Origin of the sequence: Pseudomonas sp. B1(2018) (genome assembly GCF_003097365.1) — a bacterium.
Classification (GTDB): domain Bacteria; phylum Pseudomonadota; class Gammaproteobacteria; order Pseudomonadales; family Pseudomonadaceae; genus Aquipseudomonas; species Aquipseudomonas laurylsulfatiphila.
On sequence record NZ_PYUK01000001.1, the window covers coordinates 327,420 to 345,891 of the forward strand.

The 18,472-nt window shown below is 58.6% G+C and carries 17 protein-coding genes; 14 read left to right on the forward strand and 3 right to left on the reverse strand.

Features of this window, described 5'->3' with window-relative positions; genetic code table 11:
• Positions 1-26: 26 nt before the first annotated feature.
• Positions 27-1,220: a DUF2252 domain-containing protein gene (locus tag C9422_RS01410; protein ID WP_256589842.1), complete on the reverse strand. Its 1,194-nt coding sequence runs from the start codon at positions 1,218-1,220 to the stop codon at positions 27-29.
• A gap of 375 nt (positions 1,221-1,595) precedes the next feature.
• Between C9422_RS01410 and C9422_RS32140 the strand changes: the two genes are divergently transcribed.
• The 14 genes from C9422_RS32140 to C9422_RS01480 all read left to right on the forward strand — a co-directional run bounded on the left by C9422_RS32140 (position 1,596) and on the right by C9422_RS01480 (position 14,987).
• Complete coding sequence (locus tag C9422_RS32140; RefSeq protein WP_165824737.1) at positions 1,596-1,745, forward strand: hypothetical protein; 150 nt, start codon at positions 1,596-1,598, stop codon at positions 1,743-1,745.
• A 390-nt stretch (positions 1,746-2,135) separates the two neighbouring features.
• Positions 2,136-2,783 carry a hypothetical protein gene (locus C9422_RS01415; protein WP_116579417.1) on the forward strand — a complete coding sequence of 216 codons (648 nt, stop codon included), beginning with the start codon at positions 2,136-2,138 and terminating at the stop codon, positions 2,781-2,783.
• A gap of 684 nt (positions 2,784-3,467) precedes the next feature.
• On the forward strand, positions 3,468-3,908 hold the full coding sequence (locus C9422_RS01420; RefSeq protein ID WP_104448183.1) for an Ohr family peroxiredoxin: 441 nt from the start codon (positions 3,468-3,470) through the stop codon (positions 3,906-3,908).
• 78 nt (positions 3,909-3,986) lie between these two features.
• On the forward strand, positions 3,987-4,439 hold the full coding sequence (locus tag C9422_RS01425; protein WP_007979154.1) for an Ohr family peroxiredoxin: 453 nt from the start codon (positions 3,987-3,989) through the stop codon (positions 4,437-4,439).
• 126 nt (positions 4,440-4,565) lie between these two features.
• Positions 4,566-5,024, forward strand: a complete 459-nt coding sequence (locus C9422_RS01430; protein ID WP_007979155.1) for a MarR family winged helix-turn-helix transcriptional regulator — start codon at positions 4,566-4,568, stop codon at positions 5,022-5,024.
• Positions 5,025-5,372: 348 nt separating this feature from the next.
• Positions 5,373-7,019 carry a multiheme c-type cytochrome gene (locus C9422_RS01435; RefSeq protein ID WP_116579418.1) on the forward strand — a complete coding sequence of 549 codons (1,647 nt, stop codon included), beginning with the start codon at positions 5,373-5,375 and terminating at the stop codon, positions 7,017-7,019.
• Positions 7,020-7,667: 648 nt separating this feature from the next.
• A complete protein-coding gene (locus C9422_RS01445) occupies positions 7,668-8,345 on the forward strand; it encodes a thermostable hemolysin (protein ID WP_116579420.1) in 678 nt (225 codons plus the stop codon).
• Positions 8,335-9,816, forward strand: coding sequence for an AMP-binding protein (locus tag C9422_RS01450; protein WP_116579421.1), 1,482 nt, complete (start codon positions 8,335-8,337; stop codon positions 9,814-9,816). The genes C9422_RS01445 and C9422_RS01450 overlap by 11 nt, the downstream gene beginning before the upstream one ends.
• A complete protein-coding gene (locus C9422_RS01455; protein WP_104448179.1) occupies positions 9,813-10,487 on the forward strand; it encodes a TenA family transcriptional regulator in 675 nt (224 codons plus the stop codon). Before C9422_RS01450 ends, C9422_RS01455 begins: the two co-directional genes overlap by 4 nt.
• On the forward strand, positions 10,474-11,283 hold the full coding sequence (locus C9422_RS01460) for an SDR family oxidoreductase (protein WP_116579422.1): 810 nt from the start codon (positions 10,474-10,476) through the stop codon (positions 11,281-11,283). The genes C9422_RS01455 and C9422_RS01460 overlap by 14 nt, the downstream gene beginning before the upstream one ends.
• A complete protein-coding gene (locus C9422_RS01465) occupies positions 11,280-11,924 on the forward strand; it encodes a tetratricopeptide repeat protein (protein WP_116579423.1) in 645 nt (214 codons plus the stop codon). Before C9422_RS01460 ends, C9422_RS01465 begins: the two co-directional genes overlap by 4 nt.
• Before the next feature lie 11 nt (positions 11,925-11,935).
• Positions 11,936-12,598 carry a response regulator gene (locus C9422_RS01470; protein ID WP_116579424.1) on the forward strand — a complete coding sequence of 221 codons (663 nt, stop codon included), beginning with the start codon at positions 11,936-11,938 and terminating at the stop codon, positions 12,596-12,598.
• On the forward strand, positions 12,595-13,962 hold the full coding sequence (locus C9422_RS01475; RefSeq protein ID WP_116579425.1) for a HAMP domain-containing sensor histidine kinase: 1,368 nt from the start codon (positions 12,595-12,597) through the stop codon (positions 13,960-13,962). Before C9422_RS01470 ends, C9422_RS01475 begins: the two co-directional genes overlap by 4 nt.
• Positions 13,963-14,285: 323 nt before the next feature.
• Positions 14,286-14,987 (forward strand): response regulator transcription factor, encoded by a 702-nt coding sequence (locus tag C9422_RS01480; protein WP_116579426.1) that lies wholly within the window; start codon positions 14,286-14,288, stop codon positions 14,985-14,987.
• Here the strand turns inward: C9422_RS01480 and C9422_RS01485 are convergent.
• Together C9422_RS01485 and C9422_RS01490 are read right to left on the reverse strand one after the other, a co-directional pair.
• Positions 14,984-16,471, reverse strand: coding sequence for a sensor histidine kinase (locus C9422_RS01485; protein ID WP_116579427.1), 1,488 nt, complete (start codon positions 16,469-16,471; stop codon positions 14,984-14,986). The two genes, C9422_RS01480 and C9422_RS01485, sit on opposite strands and share 4 nt — an antisense overlap.
• 688 nt (positions 16,472-17,159) lie before the next feature.
• Positions 17,160-18,425: a nitrate/nitrite transporter gene (locus tag C9422_RS01490; protein WP_116579428.1), complete on the reverse strand. Its 1,266-nt coding sequence runs from the start codon at positions 18,423-18,425 to the stop codon at positions 17,160-17,162.
• Positions 18,426-18,472: the final 47 nt, after the last annotated feature.

Consider the following 18,472-nt stretch of genomic DNA (forward strand, 5'->3'; position numbering starts at 1 on the left):
CACCTCAACGCGATGGATCGGCCTCATCACTCTTCTTCCCTGAGTGCCTGGATCCGCCCTGATTTTTCTGCTGCCAGCAGCGCGGCATGGTCTTTCGCATTTTGATTGGCATAGGCAATGGAAAATTTGCCGATGGCCTGGTCGAAGGCGTCCGTCTTGCCCAGGTAGCCACTGATGAGCGCGGCATCCCCGGATTTGGCATGGGCCCGGGCCAGGGTATGCCCGCACCACTCGGCGTACATCTTCATTCTTGCGGCGCAAATGCCTTCAATGGGGGCTGACATTTTCATGTCGCGCAACTGGCGTACAAAGAAATGCCGGCCATTTTGTCCGCGTGTCCAACCCAGAAAGATGTCGCTGGAGGACTGCATCAGCCGCTGCCCCGTGACCACACGCTGCCCCTGGTTTTCGTATTCGCTGTCGCCGGCATAAGGCGCCAATACCGAGGGGCAGGCTTCCTTGAACTGCAGGAGCAAGGGGTGGTTTTCCGCAGAAAAGAACAGGCCGACGAAACAATAGGTGCCCACGCTACCGATGCCGACCGCCTTGACGGCAACGTCTTCGAGGCGGTACCGATCGAAGAGCACGCGCCGTTCATGGGGCAGCGACAAACGATAATCCTGCAGTGCGATTCGCACTCGCTGTTTGAAGCCCTTTTCATACACATGAAAAAGCAGGGGCGGTTGATCGATCAGTCGCCGTCGACCGCCGACTTCGCTGCTGATCTTGGGGTAGAGGTAATCACCCAGACGCAGCTTCGCTTTTGCCACCACTTGCTCGCGAATTTTCCTGATCTGGGCATTGGGCGCCATGTCGATGATCGCTTGGGCATCCAGACGGTCATACCAGACCTCCAGCGGGCCCATTTTCGAGAATTTGCGCAGGCCCTCGCGGTAAGCACAAACGCATTTGACGGCAATGCCCCGTGCCTCTTTATCTGTGATCCGGTTATCGCGTGCCGCCACGACAAAACTGATTGCCAGGCGTTTGACGTCCCATTCCCAGGGGGCAGGGAGTGTTTCGTCGAAATCGTTGATATCAAAAATCAGATTGCGCTCAGGTGTCGCGAACAATCCGAAGTTCATCAAGTGACAATCCCCGCAGGCCTGCACCTCAATGCCTGTGGTTGGGGTAGTGGCCAGGTCATGGGCCATCAAACCCGCAGAGCCGCGTAAAAAGGTGAACGGGCTGCGCAGCATCCGGCCGTAGCGCAGCGGCACCAGGTTGGGCAGTCGATAGCGGTTGGATTCTTCGAGGCGTTCGATAGGGTCGCGGTGTTTGCCCGGCGGTTTCCATTCGCCGTGAACCGAATGGGGCAAGCGTTCGCGTAATTGCTCGCCTGCGAACAGGCGCTCCTTGCGCGAGAGAAAGTCTGACTCGTCTGCGCTGTCGTCCGGTTGTTTTGCCAGGCCGTCGGCAGACTTGCTTTTGCGGGGGGGCATGTCCACTCCTTTGCTCAACGAAGGCTGACTCCCTCGGGCACAGGATCTGCTAATGCGACTGTTCCATCAGCCTTCAGGGCGCGCCTGCACTGGTGTTTCGGAAAGAGTCGAAGCCGTTGTTCAAGCGTAGCAGTTCCGTTGCGGGATGCTGGAATGCCAGCATTGAATGACGTGTCTGCGTACGAGGCAAAACTCGCTATTCGCTGGGTCAAAAGGTGTGAGTTCCGCGCGAAAACCGCTTTTTTTTTCGGCACGAAACAAGAAACGATTCAGCCGCTTGGCAACGGTGGTTTCAGCCAATGAAACCGGCCTCCCGAGGCATTATGGACAGTACCGTTTGTCGAGGTTTTTGTTCGAAAAATGAACGATCGGGATATGCTGGGCTCTGATCTTCCAGCAGGCGGATCCCTTGAGCTTCGCACTGCAATCCCTAGTAAATTGGACGTATACCTCATCTGCATTGAATGGAATGCACATGGGGATTTTTTTTACCTGAGACCTGGAGTGATAGTATGCCGTCATCACTGACTCGCGGGGCGAGTCGCTCTCTCTTGTAATACCCAAACTAATTTAGTCGCTTCAATCAATGTGAACTTTGATTGTGCAGGCGTGGATAATTCATTCGCGTGCCTGGGGCATGGTCACTTCACACTGCCGCAATAAGTGGAGATGTAAAACGTGGATATTAATACAATGATCGGCCTGCTTGGCCAGAAAGAATCCATGGAGTTCATGCGTTTAGGAGTTGTATACGTACACCTGTTGGCTTGCTGCGTAGCCATTGGCCTGGTGTTTGCCAGCGATGTCGCAATGGTCAAGGATCTATTGAAAGGTCGTGTGTCGTCCGGGCACGATAATGATCATATGGCCAGTCTGCAGAAGTCTGTTTCCAATGCATTGCTGTTCTTGTGGATCAGCGGTGCGGCAATTATAGGCATTGATTACCTTGATAAAGGGATGACTTATTTTGCCAACCCGAAACTTCAAGCCAAAGTTATTATCGTCTTGTTGCTGACATTCAACGGCATGCTGTTGCACCGCTATGTACTGCCCGCCATGCTGAAGGCCGGTTCCTTGCTTGACCTGCCTATCAATGTGCGAATGTTCGCTCTGTTCTCTGGTGCACTGTCGGGCGTTTCCTGGCTGTATGCCGCGATGCTCGGTGTTGGCCGACCGCTGGCCTGGAAATACTCGTTGACCGAGTTGCTGATGGCCTATCCGGTATTGATCGTTCTCGGCTTTGCGACGATGGTGGCGTTGACCCAGTGGGCGCGCAATCGCAGCGCGGCAACGCCGGCTGAAGAGACTACCTGGCTGTTCGCTGGAATCCCTGCGCGATGAGCTGACGAAAGTCCAGGTGAAGACGGGTGAAGCCGTTCGAACCCTGCAAACACCAGACCCCCTCCCTGTGAGGGGGTTTTTTTTTGTTCACGCAGTTCCAGAGATACCGATAACCGGTTTGCTGCGCGATGGCGAGAAACGATGATGCGGGGAGCCTGACACCCTGCTGTTTGGTGGTGCACGTGTTCCCCTGTAGGAGCTGCCGAAGGCTGCGATCTTTTGATCTTGATCTTCAGCAATCTCCGGATCGCAAAAGCAAGATCAAAAGATCGCAGCCTTCGGCAGCTCCTACAGATATTTCGCTATCTGTGTTCCCCCCCGGTTGTCCGCTCATCTTTTGGTTCGGCGAGGGGGAGGGCAGCACGGTCGGCCGCGAACCTGCCGCTCGTCGCCAAGACATAAAATAAACTTTGACATTATTGGGGCTTTGGATGAATATTCATCCATCGTATGCGATCAAGTCGAATGCGATAACAAATACAGACAACCCTTGCCGTTTGGAGATTCAGCCATGAAGACCGGAAGCCGCCGCACCCTGTTGATCGCTACCGCTCAAGCTTCCCATGGCCACAACGGCAACAACTGGATCGTTGCACAGGCCAATTGAGGAACGTTGTCTTTTTGAAAGCTACATGCATCGCACGCGATACAATCGCACGAACTTTAAACCCTGAGGAAATCCCCATGAGCAAAATCGAAAAAGTACTGGCTACCGGCAAAACCCACACCACCCGCAGCAGCGTCGGCGGTCACAACGGCAACCTCGATATCGTCCTGTCGTCACCGGGTTCCACCCAGCCAGCCCACGTCTTCGCCGCCACACAGCCGCATCCGAAAGCCGAGCAACTGTTCGCCGGGGCCTGGTCGGCCTGCTACACCGCAGCAGTGGGGCTGGTGGCACAGGAGCGCAATATCGTTTTGCCGGCTGACATGGCCGTCGACATTGAAGTGGACCTGGGCCAGACTGGTCCGGCCTACTTCCTTCAGGCCCGACTGACCCTGCGCGTGCCAGGGCTGGCACAGGATGTCGCGACCGAACTGGCGCACATCGCCGACTCCATCTGCCCTTACTCCAAAGCGACACGCGGCAATATCGATGTTGCCCTGAACGTGATCACGGCGTGACGCGCAGATGCATCAATAATATCGCACGCGATACAAGCGCATACGAATATAACCGATAGTAATCCTGAGGGAATCATCATGAGCAAGATCGAAAAAGTACTGGCCAGCGGCAAAACCCACACCACCCATAACAGCGCGGGCACTACGTCGCGCGGTCATAACGGTAACCTCGACATCGTACTGTCGTCCCCCGGCAGCGACACACCGGCACACGTGCTGACCGCCGTCCAGCCGCACCCGAAAGCCGAGCAACTGTTCGCCGGAGCGTGGTCGGCCTGCTACATCGCAGCGGTGGGGCTGGCCGCCCAACAAATGAAGGTGACACTGCCGACCGACACGGCCGTCGACATTGAAGTCGATCTGGGCCAGACCGGCGCGGCCTACTTCCTCCAGGCCCGACTGACCTTGCGCGTGCCGGGGCTGGAGCATGGGGTGGCGACCGAACTGGCCCACAACGCCGATGCCATCTGCCCGTACTCCAAGGCCACACGCGGCAACATTGATGTCGACATCAATGTCTTGACGGCCTGACCCGCAGCACGGCCGGCTCAACGGGGATGTTCCCGGTGAGCCGGTCGTCGGTGTTTATACGCACTTCCGATATCATCGCGTACGACGTATAGTTTAGTCTCGCAAGACTGCCCCCTGAGAACGTCCATGAAAAACACCGACAAGACATCCGCCCTGGATCTCAAACTTTCCGACTTCCTGTGTTTTGCCGTCTATTCCACCAACCTGGCCTTCGGCAAGGCCTACAAGCCGATGCTCGAACGGCTCGGCCTGACCTACACGCAATACATCACCCTGGTCGCGCTGTGGGAGGAAGACAATCAGACCGTCGGCAGCCTTGGCGAAAAGCTGTTTCTCGAATCCAACACCCTCACGCCGATCCTGAAGAAGCTCGAGGCGATGGGTTATTTGCTGCGCCAGCGTGATCCGGAAGACGAACGCCAGGTGCGGATCAATCTGACAAAAGAGGGCCGAACACTGCGTGAAGGCCTGCGCGAAGACGGCTTCCCGCAAACCGGCCTCGATCCCGACGACTTCGTGCAAATGCAGAAGGCCATCGTGAAGTTACGGGGCAATCTCATCCGGACGACGAAAGACAGGGACTAAGGGGTATCGACGCGAGACGCTGATTGACCCCCGATTTCGGTGTGAGCGTCCCCACAAACGGGGCGCTATTCCCCAGCGGCATTCACGCCAGCATCAGCACGGCATTTCAACTTTCGACGAATGTTTGCAGGGATCTTCCGCTCTTTGCACATATTTTGTTACAGCGATGGCAGGGTAATTGCTGAGTGGGCTTGTCCCGTTCATGAAAGGTCCGCGTCGGCAAGCTGTGGAGCTGTAAGTACCCCATTGAGTGATTGCATGTAACCATCGGTTTGCATCACGAAATACCCCTGGCGACTCAATAGATGTACTGCAGTCATCCTCTGCGAACCGTCCAGAGGAAATGCTATGAGCCACTCCAGATCAACGTGTGCACAGTTAGCGCTGCATGGGCTATCGGCCTTGATTGTTCTATGGATGATCAGCGCCGGGTCTTACATGGCAATGTTCAACGTACCGCCAGGCGTCAAGCTGGCTATTGTCGACTTGAACATTTCCCTGGCGACATTGTTCATACCGTTGTTCCTGGCGCTCAGGCCTTTGGCTCGCCGTATTTTGTTCTTTCTGGCCTGCCTGCTGACGGTGACGCTGGTGGCGGCCGACGAACCCCAGAGCATTAACAGTCAGGGCAATGACAATCAGAGCAATGAGAAGTGGCTGGAGCCGGCACGCTCCCGGCTCATGCATGTGAATGGCGGGATGCCGTTCTTCCCGCACCGGGCCAATACCACCGGTAACCTGGTCTTGAATGTGAAGGACTTCGACAATGCCCAGGTCTGTGGCGCTTGTCATACGGAGATCTACAAGCAGTGGCGCTCGTCGATGATGTCCCAGGCCTGGGATGAACCCATCTATCGGGCCTTGCTCAAGCGTGCGAGTTCGGCCACCGAGGGCAAGGTCGATAACTTCTGCACCGGTTGCCATACACCGATCGGTCTCACGACCGGGCAGATCACCTCGCAAGTCAACCGCTCCTCGGTTGAAGACAGCGCGAAGAACACGCCGATGCCCGGGGTCGATTGCGAAACCTGCCACAACATCAGTGCCCGCACGGGCCTGGACAACGGCGCCTATGTTCTGAGCCCCCGGGCGCACGGCAAACCGACCAAGTTCGGCCCGCGCAAAGACGCCGTCTCGCCTTATCACGACACGGTGTACTCGGCTTTGCACACCCGCTCGGACTTTTGCGGCACCTGCCACAACGTCACGCACCCGTTCAGCAGCGTGGCGGTGGAACGCACCTATGACGAATGGCAGGAGAGCACCTACAGCCTTAACGATATCACCTGCCAGAGCTGCCACATGCCGGGTTTCAAGGGCAAGGCCGCGATCATGGGGCCGGATCGCGAGGAGGTCGCCTCGCATTGGTTCAGCGGGGCCAACGCGATGATGCTCAACCATCTCGGTCAGGATGAGGGTGCACAACGGGCCCGCAACATGCTGGCGCGCGCGGGGGAAATTACCTTCGAGCAATTGCCGGCGACGATCGTTGCCGGGCAATACACCTCGGTCGCCGTCAAGGTTTCCAATGTCGGCGCAGGGCACAAGCTGCCGACCGGCTTTCCGGAGGGCCGGGAGATGTGGATCGATTTCCGCGTGCAGGATGCCACGGGGCGCGAGATCTACCGGCTGGGCTCGATCAAGGACGGCAAGACCGAAGTCAACACGCGAAACTTCAAGGTGCACATAGGCGACAAGGACGGCAACCCGCTGGACGTCGAGGTCTGGAATGCCACGCAAATTCTCTCGGACAACCGCATTCTGCCCAAGGGCTACGACATCGGGGAGTTCTCCTTCCTGGTGCCGGCCGATGCCGTCGGGCCGCTGACCCTGACGGCCGACCTGAACTACTGGCCGTTTTCGCAGAAACTGGCTGACTACTTGCTCGGCAAGGACAAGGTGCAGGTGGAAATCACCCGGATGGGCAATGTCACGCAGAGCGTACCCCTGTCGACCAGCCTGCCGGTTGCCGGGGCGGATACGGCGCACTTTTAACCGCGCAGCGTCGGCGGCCCGGGAAACCGTAGGAGCAGCCGGTCGACGCTCGATTGCTGGCGATGAACTCCAGTGCGCTGCGTTCATCCAGGTCACACGCGATATCGTTAACGACCATCGCAGCCTGCGGCAGCTCCTACAGGGTACCGGGTGTGTCTGTAGGAGCTGCCGAAGGCTGCGATCTTTTGATCTAAAGCGATTCCGATTTCGCCAAAAGATCGCAGGCTGCGCCAGCGCCCACAAGGTATCGAATGCATCTGTAGGAGCTGCCGCAGGCTGCGATCCTTTGATCTCAAGCGATTCCGAAACCGCCAAAAGATCGCAGGCCGCGCCAGCGCCCACAAGGTATCGAATGCACCTGTAGGAGCTGCCGAAGGCTGCGATCTTTTGATCTAAAGCGATTCCGATTTCGCCAAAAGATCGCAGGCTACGCCAGCGCCCACAAGGTATCGAATGCATCTGTAGGAGCTGCCGCAGGCTGCGATCCTTTGATCTCAAGCGATTCCGAAACCGCTAAAAGATCGCAGGCTGCGCTTTTTTGCTTTGCTCGCGTAACAGCCCCTGAAGAGAACCGTTTTGTCACCTTCAGACTTCGTTAAGAATTGTTTTTGATACTGCTCCCCAATTGCTCCGGGGAGATGTTTTTCAATGGCCGATTTCAACTGGAACGTTCAGTTGCCCTTGCGCTTTGGCTTGTCCGAAGCACAGCAGATGCATCTTGTCAGGGCCTTGCCGGACGCCCCGCAAAGGTGTGTCTTCGAAGCCTTTATCCAGCAACGGTTTCGCAGGGCCCATGGCGCCGATGTTCGCCACTTCATGCCGGAGCTGTTTGGCATGAGCGATGCGTCCGGCACGCTTTGCGCTGTGGTTGGCGTGCGTCTGGCGAGCAGTGGACCGCTGTTTCTTGAAGGTTATCTGGACGAGGCGATCGATCCACTGATCAGTGCCGCGGCCGACCACACCGTAAGCCGCTCAGCCATCGTCGAGGTCGGCAACCTGGCTGCCAGCGACACCGGCAGCGCGCGGATGAGCATCATCGCCATGACCTACCTGCTGGCCATGGGGGGACTGGAATGGGTCGCCTTCACCGGAAACCTGGGGCTGGTCAATAGCTTTCATCGCCTTGGCTTGAAGCCCGTAACCCTGTGTGCTGCCGATCCGGCACGCCTGGGCGACGACCGCCACGCCTGGGGTAGCTACTACGAAAGCAAACCCTGGGTTCATTTCGGCAATATCCGCTCCGGGTTCATTCATTTGCGCAACATCGGCCTGTTCAGTCGCCTGGGCTTGCCGACCTCCATTGAAGGGGCCTGCCATGTCGCCTGAAATGGAGCATTTCAAACAGACCCTGGGTAATCATGCTGAGCAAAAAGCCAACGCCCTTGCCTTGTGGGACGACCATCGCAAGCTCGACTACGCCACGCTCTATGCCGAGGTCATTTATCGTCAGCAGCGCCTGCGCGATGAAGAGGTCAGGGTGCTCGCCCTGGCCCTGGACAATGGTATCGAAGCCCTGCTGTGGGACCTGGCCGCACTGTTCGAGGGTTTGACCTGCGTGGCCTTGCCGCCTTTTTTCAGTCCGGCGCAACGCAAGCATTGCCTGGAGCAAAGCCAGGCCGAGCACGTCATTGCCGAACCGTCATTGCAGGAAGAGCTGCAAGCTGCTGGATATCAGAAGGGCGGCGAGTTCTGGCACCGCACGTTCAATGGCCCGAACCGGATGCCTGACGGCACCGCGAAGTTGACCTTCACCTCGGGCACCACAGGCACACCCAAGGGCGTGTGCTTGAGTGCCGACAGCATTCTGCGGGTCGCTCGCGAGCTGGACCTGGCCAGCGAACCCACCGACCCGCAACACCACCTGGCGCTGCTGCCGCTGGCCATTTTGCTGGAGAACATCGGTTGTTACGCCGCGCTGTATGCCGGGGCCACCTTGAGCCTGCCCAGCCAGAAAACCCTGGGGATTGCAGGCGCCAGCGGTGTGGAAGTGCCGAAACTGTTGGGTTGCCTGGCCAGCCGGTCCCCCCAGAGCCTGGTCCTGGTGCCGCAGTTGTTGCTGATGCTGGTCGGTGCTGCCGAGCAGAAGGCTTTCGATCCACAGCACCTGCGTTTTGCCGCCGTGGGCGGTGCCCGGGTCAGTGAAGATCTACTGCATCGCGCTGAACGCATGCGCATACCCGTCTATGAAGGTTACGGGCTGTCCGAGTGCGCATCGGTGGTGTGCCTCAATCGCCCGCAAGCTCGGCGCCCCGGCAGTGTCGGACGGCCATTGCCCCATGTGGAGATTCGCCTGGCGGATGACGGAGAAGTGCTGATCAAGGGGTCAACCTTGCTGGGCTATCTGGGAAAGGCGCCGCACACCGACCAGTGGTGGCCCAGCGGCGATCTCGGCGAGTTCGACGCCGAAGGTTTTCTCTACCTCAAGGGACGCAAGAAGCATCAGTTCGTGACCAGTTTCGGGCGCAACGTGAACCCCGAGTGGGTGGAGGCCGAATTGACCCAGCGCGGGCCTGTCGCCCAGGCCTTCGTCTATGGCGAGGCGATGCCCCACAACCATGCGCTGCTGTGGCCGCATCGCCCGGATTGTACCGACGAACAACTGGCCGCCGCCGTGGCCCAGGCCAACGAGGCCTTGCCCGAGTACGCCCAGGTCCGCCACTGGAGTCGGCTCGACCAACCCTTTACCGCCACCAACGGTTTGCTCACCGCCAATGGCCGGCCTCGCCGTGACGCCATCATCGAGCGCTACCGGCGGCAATTGACCGAATCTGCATTTTCCGAGGAATCCGCACCATGAGTTTTTTTGACACCTTGCAACAAGCCACTGAGCAAGAACGCAATGAGCTGTTCAACCTGCCGATCATCCGTGATGCGCTGCAGGGTGACGTCAGCCTGGAAAGTTACCGGGCCTTTCTGGCACAGGCCTATTACCACGTGCGCCATACCGTGCCGTTGATGATGGCCTGCGGAGCGCGCCTGCCATTGCGTCTGGAATGGCTGCGCGAAGCGGTCTGTGAATACATCGAGGACGAATACGGCCACGAACAATGGGTACTCAATGACATTCAAGCCTGCGGCGGCGACAGGGACGCTGTACGCGATGGGCGCCCGTCATTGCCGATCGAATTGATGGTCAGCTTCCTCTACGACCTGATTGCCCGGGACAACCCGGTGGGACTGTTCGGCATGGTCAACGTACTTGAAGGCACGAGCATCGCCTTGGCGACCCACGCCGCGGGCAGTATTCGACAGCGCCTGGACTTGCCGGAAAGCGCTTTCAGCTACCTCAGTTCCCACGGTTCGCTGGATATCGAACACATGCAGACCTACCGTCGACTGATGGACACTCTGGATGACCCGCACGACCAGGCCGCCGTCATTCATGCCTCCAAAGTGGTATACCGGCTCTACGCCGATATGTTTCGTGGCTTGCCGCGTAACGGGGAGAACCTGCATGCGCCTGTCTGAAGCCCGTGTCGTGTTGACCGGTGCCAGTGGCGGCATCGGCCTGGCCATCGCCACTGCACTGTGCGCCAGTGGTGCCAAGGTGCTGGCCGTGGCTCGTCATCGAGAACCCCTGATGCCGCTGCTTGAGCGATATCCCGATAATCTGTGTTGGATCCGTGCAGACCTGACATTGCTCTGCGACCGCCGCGAGGTGCTGGCACGGGCCCAGGGCATCGGCGGCATCAACCTGCTGATCAATGCCGCCGGGGTCAACCATTTCGCCATGCTCGAACAGCTCGACGACAGTGAGATCAATTCGATGCTCGCGGTGAACATCAGTGCGCCGATGTGCCTGACAAAACTGATGTTGCCACTGCTCAAGCAAGCCGACAGTGCCATGGTGGTGAACGTCGGTTCGACCTATGGCTCCATTGGCTACCCCGGCTACGCCAGCTACTGCGCCACCAAGTTTGCCCTGCGCGGGTTCTCCGAAGCCCTGCGCCGAGAGCTGGCGGACACCCGGGTCAGTGTGCTTTACGTAGCCCCGCGAGCGACCCGTACCAGCATGAACAGCCCGGCAGCCCAAGCGCTCAATGATGCGCTCAAGGCCAATGTCGACGATCCGCAAACCGTGGCGGCGGCGGTGATTCACGCCATTGCCGGTGACCGTCGCGACTTGTACCTGGGCTGGCCCGAGCGTTTTTTTGTACGCCTGAACAGCTTCCTGCCCCATCTGGTGGACCGTGGGTTGCGCAAGCAATTGCCACTGATCCGCCGCCTGAGCCAGAAACCCGACCAGGAGAATCTCGAACCATGAAAAAGATCATCGCTTGCCTGCTGCTGGGCGCATTGAGCCAGAGTGTCTGGGCGCTGGATGCTGCCGACCAGCAGCGTCTCAACGGTATCCAGCAAAGCTGGGCGCACATTCAGTACGAGTTGCCCGAGGGACAACGCACTGCGGCTTTTGAACAGCTGGCCGCCCAGGCTTCGAGCTTCAAGCAGGAGCGCCAATCGGTGGCGGAGGCGTGGATCTGGTCTGGCATCGTCACCAGTAGCTGGGCGGGCGCCCAGGGCGGGCTGGGTGCGCTGAGCAAGGTCAAGGATGCCAAGGCCGATCTGGAAAAAGCCCTGGCCCTGGACCCCAAGGCCCTGCAAGGCTCAGCCTATACCAGTCTGGGGGCCCTGTATGACCGCGTACCGGGCTGGCCCATCGGTTTCGGCGATTCGGACAAGGCCGAGCAGTTGCTCAAGCTGGCATTGCAAATAAACCCCAACGGCATCGACAGCCTGTACTTCTGGGGCGATCACCTCTACCGTCAGAAGCGGTATGTCGAAGCCAGGGCAGCGTTGCAAAAAGCCTTGCAGGCTGCGCCCCGACCCGGCCGCGAGAGCGCGGATGCCGGGCGCCGCAATGAGATCGAAGCGCTGTTGGTGGACGTGAACAAGAAGCTCGGCTGACAGGAGACCCTGTGCGTTTATTACTCGTAGAGGATGACGTGGCGCTCGGCGAGGGCATTCATCAGGCCCTGCGCCGTGAAGGTTATACCGTCGACTGGTTGCAGGACGGCAACAGTGCCTTGCACTCGCTGCTCAGTGAAGTCTTTGATCTGGCGGTGCTCGACCTTGGCCTGCCGCGCATGGACGGTCTCGAAGTGCTCAGGCGCTTGCGTGACAGCGGCTCCAACCTGCCGGTGTTGATCCTGACGGCGCGCGATGCCACCGAGGACCGCATCGCCGGCCTGGATGCCGGCGCCGATGACTACCTGATCAAGCCTTTCGACCTGGCAGAATTGAAGGCGCGCCTGCGTGCGTTGCTTCGGCGCAGCGCCGGGCGTGGGCAATCGCTGATCGAGCACGCGGGTATCAGCCTGAACCCCGGCACCCAGCAAGTCAGCTACAAAGGCGAACCGGTGGCCCTGACACCCAAGGAATACCAGTTGCTCCACGAACTGCTCTCGCCACCGGGCCGGGTAATGACTCGCGATCATCTGATGCAGTTGCTCTACGGCTGGAGCGAGGAGGCCGAAAGCAACACGCTGGAAGTGCACATCCATCACCTGCGCAAGAAGCTCTCCACCGACCTGATTCGCACCGTCCGCGGTATCGGTTATCTGGTGGAGGAGCGTCGATGACCTCGATCCGGCGTCGCACCCTGACCCTGATCATTGGCCTGATGCTCGCAGGTCTGGCGGTGATCAGTGTGCTGAACCTGCACGACAGCAACCATGAAATTGCCGAAGTCTATGATGCCCAACTGGCCCAGAACGCTCGCCTGCTGCAAGGCGTCATGCGCATGCCCATGGTGAGCAAGGATCACGCAGACCTGTACAAGGCTTTCAACCAGGCCCTGAACGAGGCGACGCCCAGGGACGATGGGCATCCGTATGAAACGAAGATTGCGTTTCAGGTCTGGAATGCCAGGAATGAAGTGCTGGTGCATACGGCCAGTTCTCCGTCCTTCAGCCAACCCGCAGTCACACCAGGCTTCAGCGATGTAGTCGACCTGAACAACCGGCATTGGCGGGCCTTCCTGCTCGAAGACAAACAGAACAACCTGCGCATCTGGGTGGGCGAACGGGACGATGTGCGAACGGACCTGGTGGACCGCATCGTACGCCACACCTTGTGGCCCAATATTCTGGGGAGCTTGATACTGGCCGCCATGCTCTGGCTGGCTATTGGTTGGGGCTTGAAACCTCTGGTCAACATGGCTGCAACACTGCGGGCGAGGCATCCCGGTTCGCTCGAACCCTTGCAATTGACTCCGCTGCCTACGGAGCTTGAGCCGATGCAGGCGGCCCTTAACCGTATGCTTGCGCAGATTCAGGAAGTCATGGGACGTGAGCGACGTTTTATCGCCGATGCCGCCCACGAAATGCGCACCCCCCTGGCCGTGCTCAGGGTGCATGCGCAGAACCTGATGGAAGCGGGGAGCGAAGGGGAGCGTCGTGCGTCGCTCGAGCACTTGATTGCCGGAGTGGACCGTACCAGCCGGCTGGTCAATCAATTGCTCACGATGGCCCGTATCGAGCCTAAAGCAGGCGCGCAACCGCCTGTGCCCGTCGATCTGGCAGCCACGGTTCGCGACAGCCTGGTTCAGTTGACGCCCTGGTTGTTGAGCAAGGACCTTGAACTGGTTTTCGATGTCAGCGACAACATCGGCCTTGTGAGGGTCGACCCTGCGGCCATCGACATTGCCTTGAACAACCTGGTCACCAACGCGGCGAACTTCTCTCCCCGGCACGGAGTGATCACGGTAAAACTGGTCGAAAAGAGCAAGGGCTACGAACTGTCTGTCGAAGATGAGGGGCCGGGTATCGATGAACAGGATCGTGATCGGCTTTTCGAGCGTTTCTACAGTCGCGCAAATGATCAGGGGGCAGGGTTGGGGCTGACCATCGTCAAGGCCATTGCGGTTCGCCTGGGTGGACAGATCAAACTGGAGAATCGCATCGCGGGCGGGTTACGCGCCACGTTGGAAATTTGTCGCGTTTGACGTTGAGCCTGGTTATGCCGGGTGCTCTGGTCGCCTGTACCCAGGTGTTGCAGGGCGACTGCTGGTCGGATTGAAGATGGATCCGGGTTTTATGAAGTTTTTTGTTTTTTTATCTGCAAAAACACATTTAAAACAAATAGTTAGAATAGAAATATAAAGTGTTTTGTAAGGGTTTCTGCTTGTTCAGGGACTGATTGCATCCGACCTAAGTCGGATATCCGGACGACTGGAGCCCGGTACATACGACTGATGACCGGCGGCTTCTCGGGTTCCCTGCTATTAATCAATGTGTATCCGAATGCTTATTCTTGCGGGAGCGTCTCATGAGTCCATTCATTCGCATCGGCATTGCCGACGATCACCCGATGTTGCGTGAAGGCGTGGCCAATACGTTGAGAAAACGGGCGGATCTTCAGGTCGTGGAGCAAGGTTCCAATGCGCAGGATGCCATGGATATTGCGCAGAAGGAGCGTCCGGACGTGATGTTGATGGACGTCAATATGCCGGGCGACGTGTTCGCCGCGGTGCGGTTCATTTCCACACAGCTGTCGGATGTGAGGGTGCTGATGCTGACGGTTTCGGAGTCCGAGGATGATGCCTTCCTGGCACTGGAGGCCGGCGCGCGCGGGTATGTGTTGAAAGGTGTCAGCGGGCCGGAACTGGTCCTGGCGATCAGGACGGTTGCCAAGGGTGAGTCGTATATCACCCCCGAGTTTGCCAATAAACTGCTGAGCAACATCAACAAGCACGAAGCGGAAACCCGCAAGTTCGATCTGACCCACCGCGAGGAGGAGGTCATTCGTGAAGTGTCCAAGGGGCTGACCAACAGGGAAGTGGCGGACAGGCTGTTGATCAGCGAAAAAACCGTCAAGCACCACATGGGCTGTGTGATGCAGAAGCTGAACGCGCGAAATCGAGTCGAAGCGGTCACGGCTCTGCGCCACTACCGGGAGCGCGAAGCTATCAGTCACCTTCACATCGGCGCGGCGAAAGCGCCAATGGATGCCGAAGCGGCGCCTGACTAGAGTTTGAACTGGGCATTGACCGACGTACCCGCGTCGCAGGAGTCGATGCTGAACAACCCGCCCAGGGATTCGACGCGATAACGCAAACCGGCGAGGCCCAATCGGGTCCTGCCGGATTTCTCGAGCTGCATCGCGTCCGCCGCCATGCCTGGACCACTGTCCCTGACGCTGATGTTCAATACCCCATCGATGTACTTCGCCAGGATGACCTGGCCCTCGCCGTTGGCGTGCCGGTAAGCGTTGTTGAGGGCTTCTTGCACAAACCGGTACAAACAGAGTTTGAGCGGCAATGGCGCGGCCTTCGGTAGCTGCCCCAGGGTCAATGTGACCTTGGTGCCAGTGCGTTGCTCGTGCCGTTGCGCCACCAGTTGCAACTCTTCCACCAGGCTCACGTCGTTGATTTCCGGAAGTGCCAGGCCGCGTGATAAATCGCGGACCTCACGCAATGCGTCGGTGGCGGCGGCACGGATGGTTTCCAGCGATTCCTGATCGACCTCCGTGCAGTTTTCGGCCAGGTCGTCGAGCCGGATCAGAATCAAGGTCAATAGTTGCGCCGGCCCGTCGTGCAGGTCTGCGCCAATGCGCCTCAAGGTGAGTTCGTTGACTCGGGAAAACTCCTGGGTAGCCGTTGCCATCTTGTGCTGGAGTTCAGCATTGCTGATGTGCAAACGGGTTTGTTCGACCAGCCGCAAGTGCAGTGCCACCTGCTGTTGCTGGATAATCTTGTCGCCGCGTCGCACGATGAAGAAAAGCAGGGTCAGCATGGCCAGTGTCGCGGCGCCGACGACCCCCCACACCTCTTCCCGGACCCGATTGATCTCGCGCCTGAGGCTGTCGGCCTTTTCATAGAATTCGCCCACCGCGATGATTTTCCCGGAGCGCGAATCCCGCAGGGGCGCGTAGATTTCATAGAGCGGGACGTTGAGCTGGCGCTCGAACACGTTCTCATCCTGGGTCAGTTCCTGAAGATCGGTAACCACTTTGCCCTTGAGTGCCTCGGTGATCTCATCCAGCGGGAATTGAACGTTGGTGATGTCTTTGTTCGTGCTGTAGACCACCGTGCCATCCGCTCGCCAGATCTTGATCGAGACAATGTGCTGTTTCAGCGAACGACTTTCCGTGAGGCGGTCCAGGGCCTGGACACTTGCAGCCGATAGGGTGTTGTCCTGGCTCAACTCCTGCACAAAGGGCTCCAGGAACGTATCCATGTACTGAGCGCCTGCTTCTGCTGCGCTATGTACCGCGGCACTTTCAATGCGCACGCTCACCAGATTGCCGACGAAAAACATGGTCAGCCCCAGGATTACAGCAGCGGCAATGACAAACTGGGTCGAGTGACTCAGCTTGCGCGCCCGGCCCCTGATCCATGTACGCCAGAGGCCATTGCGATTCACATCGCCAACAGGCGCTGCTTCGTCCTGCGCCTCGGCTTGCTGCGCGGCGAACGTCTGGTTTTCGGATTCCGCTTTTGCATTTTTTGCCATAGGTCCGGTTCCCTGATCATCGAGACAGGTCGGTTGCAAACCCGGCAGTTCAACGCCCATCTGGAGATTGACGCCAAGCCCATGACTGACAGTAGATCACTGCATGACGATCCGACAGCTTCACGGGTGGATTACCCGCCATATCTGATGCTGGCGTCGGTGCGGCGGTTACCGCCGCACGGCGTTGCGTTGCTTGTGGGAGCTGGCAGGCTGCGATCTTTTGAACCTGCTTTTTAAAAGATCGCAGCCTCGTTGCACTCGACAGCTCCTACAGGGGGTTAGAGGGCTGCGGTCTTCTCTGTAGGAGCTGCCGCAGGCTGCGATCTTTTGATCCTGCTTTTTTTAAAAGATCGCAGCCTCGTTGCACTCGACAGCTCCTACAGGGGGTTAGGGGGCTGCGGTCTTCTCCGTAGGAGCGGCCGCAGGCTGCGATCTTTTGATCCTGCTTTTTAAAAGATCGCAGCCTCGTTGCACTCGACAGTTCCTACGGGGGTTAGGGGGCTGCGGTCTTCTCTGTAGGAGCTGCCGCAGGCTGCGATCTTTTGATCCTGCTTTTTAAAAGATCGCAGCCTCGTTGCACTCGACAGCTCCTACAGGGGGTTAGGGGGCTGCGGTCTTCTCTGGAGCTGGCCTGCCAGCGATGGTCGTTAACGATAACGCGTATGAACTGGGTAAACCCGGCCTATGTTCAGGCTTGCGCGGCGCTGACCTCGCCAGTGACCGTGGCGTTCTTGCGCACCGCTTGATACAGCAGGCTCGATACCATGAACCCGACAATGGCCAGCAGGCTCATCAACGAAAAGACGTAGTTGTAGCCTTGTTGACCCGGGAAGTGGTCGAGTATCGCGCCATAGATGACGTAGGCGAACATGCCCGGTGCATAGCCGATCAGGCAACCAATGCCAAAGGCCGAGCCCGTGATGTGCTGGGGAATCCCGACTTCACCCATCGGTGCCCAGAACACACCGCGCATGGAAAACACGATCAGCGCGAAGGACAGGGTGGCCGCCATGCCTGCGTAGATGTAACCCGGGCTTTTCGGGATGAGCATGATGACGCCCATCAGTGGCAACAACGCCAGGAATGCCCACTTCAGATAACGGCTGGAGCTCTTGAACTGCTTGTCGGCAATGAAGCCGCCAGCGGGGCCGCCGAGGATCTTGAGGAAGTACTGGTTGATGATCCCGTAAGCACCCACCAGGGCCACGGGCAGTTCGTACATGTCCTTGAGGTAGGGAATGAAATAGGTCAGGCCGCAGTACACGATGTAGACCATGAACACGTTGAGGCTGACCAGCCAGATGCCCGGCACCTTGATGGCCTCGAGCAGGTTCGACAGTCCGTTCTTCGGCTTGACGGTCGACTGGGTCTTGCCGCTCTTGAGCAACAGCCAGGTCAGGGTGCCGGCAAGAATGTCGATGACCGAGTAGAACAGGATCGCCGACTTCAAACCGTTTTCACCGGAGCCCATGGCGACGAAGACGCCCAGCGCAGAAAACGCGACCAGGGTATCAATGACGCCACGCCCGCCTTCGAGCAGGCCGAACAGGCGCCCCTGTTCCTTATCGTCCCCCAGGTTGCGGATGGCCTTGAGCAGCGATGGCCAGAAGAGGCAGTCGGCACACACGGCCAGCAGGCAGAACACAACCAGCAGGTTGCTGAAGGGCGGAAAGGTCGCCAGGTAAAGCCCCAGGCCCCCGGTACCGATCAGGCCGAGGGGGATCAGCTTGCGTGTGTCGTACCGGTCGGCGAGCATGCCGCCGACCACGAACAGCGCGGTGGCGATGATGGCGTTGGCACTCAGCAGCACGCCGATTTCAGTGTGGGACAGCCCCATGAATTCTTGCATGGGGATGTAGAAGGCGTCCTTGAGGTTCGCCAGCTTGTAGACGGTGCCGCCACCGAGGATGAGAATCAGGAATCTGAGCCATTTGGCCTTGTCATGGGATGTCATTATTGTTCTCCAGGCGTATTGGGGGTAGGCAGTGCCGCTCGGCACCT

What these genes read in the sequence shown, in the direction of transcription:
- C9422_RS32140 (WP_165824737.1), top strand. Translation starts at nt 1,596, where the DNA reads ATGCCAGCATTGAATGACGTGTCTGCGTACGAGGCAAAACTCGCTATT.
- C9422_RS01415 (WP_116579417.1), top strand. Translation starts at nt 2,136, where the DNA reads ATGATCGGCCTGCTTGGCCAGAAAGAATCCATGGAGTTCATGCGTTTA.
- C9422_RS01420 (WP_104448183.1), top strand. Translation starts at nt 3,468, where the DNA reads ATGAGCAAAATCGAAAAAGTACTGGCTACCGGCAAAACCCACACCACC.
- C9422_RS01425 (WP_007979154.1), top strand. Translation starts at nt 3,987, where the DNA reads ATGAGCAAGATCGAAAAAGTACTGGCCAGCGGCAAAACCCACACCACC.
- C9422_RS01430 (WP_007979155.1), top strand. Translation starts at nt 4,566, where the DNA reads ATGAAAAACACCGACAAGACATCCGCCCTGGATCTCAAACTTTCCGAC.
- C9422_RS01435 (WP_116579418.1), top strand. Translation starts at nt 5,373, where the DNA reads ATGAGCCACTCCAGATCAACGTGTGCACAGTTAGCGCTGCATGGGCTA.
- C9422_RS01445 (WP_116579420.1), top strand. Translation starts at nt 7,668, where the DNA reads ATGGCCGATTTCAACTGGAACGTTCAGTTGCCCTTGCGCTTTGGCTTG.
- C9422_RS01450 (WP_116579421.1), top strand. Translation starts at nt 8,335, where the DNA reads ATGTCGCCTGAAATGGAGCATTTCAAACAGACCCTGGGTAATCATGCT.
- C9422_RS01455 (WP_104448179.1), top strand. Translation starts at nt 9,813, where the DNA reads ATGAGTTTTTTTGACACCTTGCAACAAGCCACTGAGCAAGAACGCAAT.
- C9422_RS01460 (WP_116579422.1), top strand. Translation starts at nt 10,474, where the DNA reads ATGCGCCTGTCTGAAGCCCGTGTCGTGTTGACCGGTGCCAGTGGCGGC.
- C9422_RS01465 (WP_116579423.1), top strand. Translation starts at nt 11,280, where the DNA reads ATGAAAAAGATCATCGCTTGCCTGCTGCTGGGCGCATTGAGCCAGAGT.
- C9422_RS01475 (WP_116579425.1), top strand. Translation starts at nt 12,595, where the DNA reads ATGACCTCGATCCGGCGTCGCACCCTGACCCTGATCATTGGCCTGATG.
- C9422_RS01480 (WP_116579426.1), top strand. Translation starts at nt 14,286, where the DNA reads ATGAGTCCATTCATTCGCATCGGCATTGCCGACGATCACCCGATGTTG.
- C9422_RS01485 (WP_116579427.1), bottom strand. Translation starts at nt 16,471, where the DNA reads ATGGCAAAAAATGCAAAAGCGGAATCCGAAAACCAGACGTTCGCCGCG.
- C9422_RS01490 (WP_116579428.1), bottom strand. Translation starts at nt 18,425, where the DNA reads ATGACATCCCATGACAAGGCCAAATGGCTCAGATTCCTGATTCTCATC.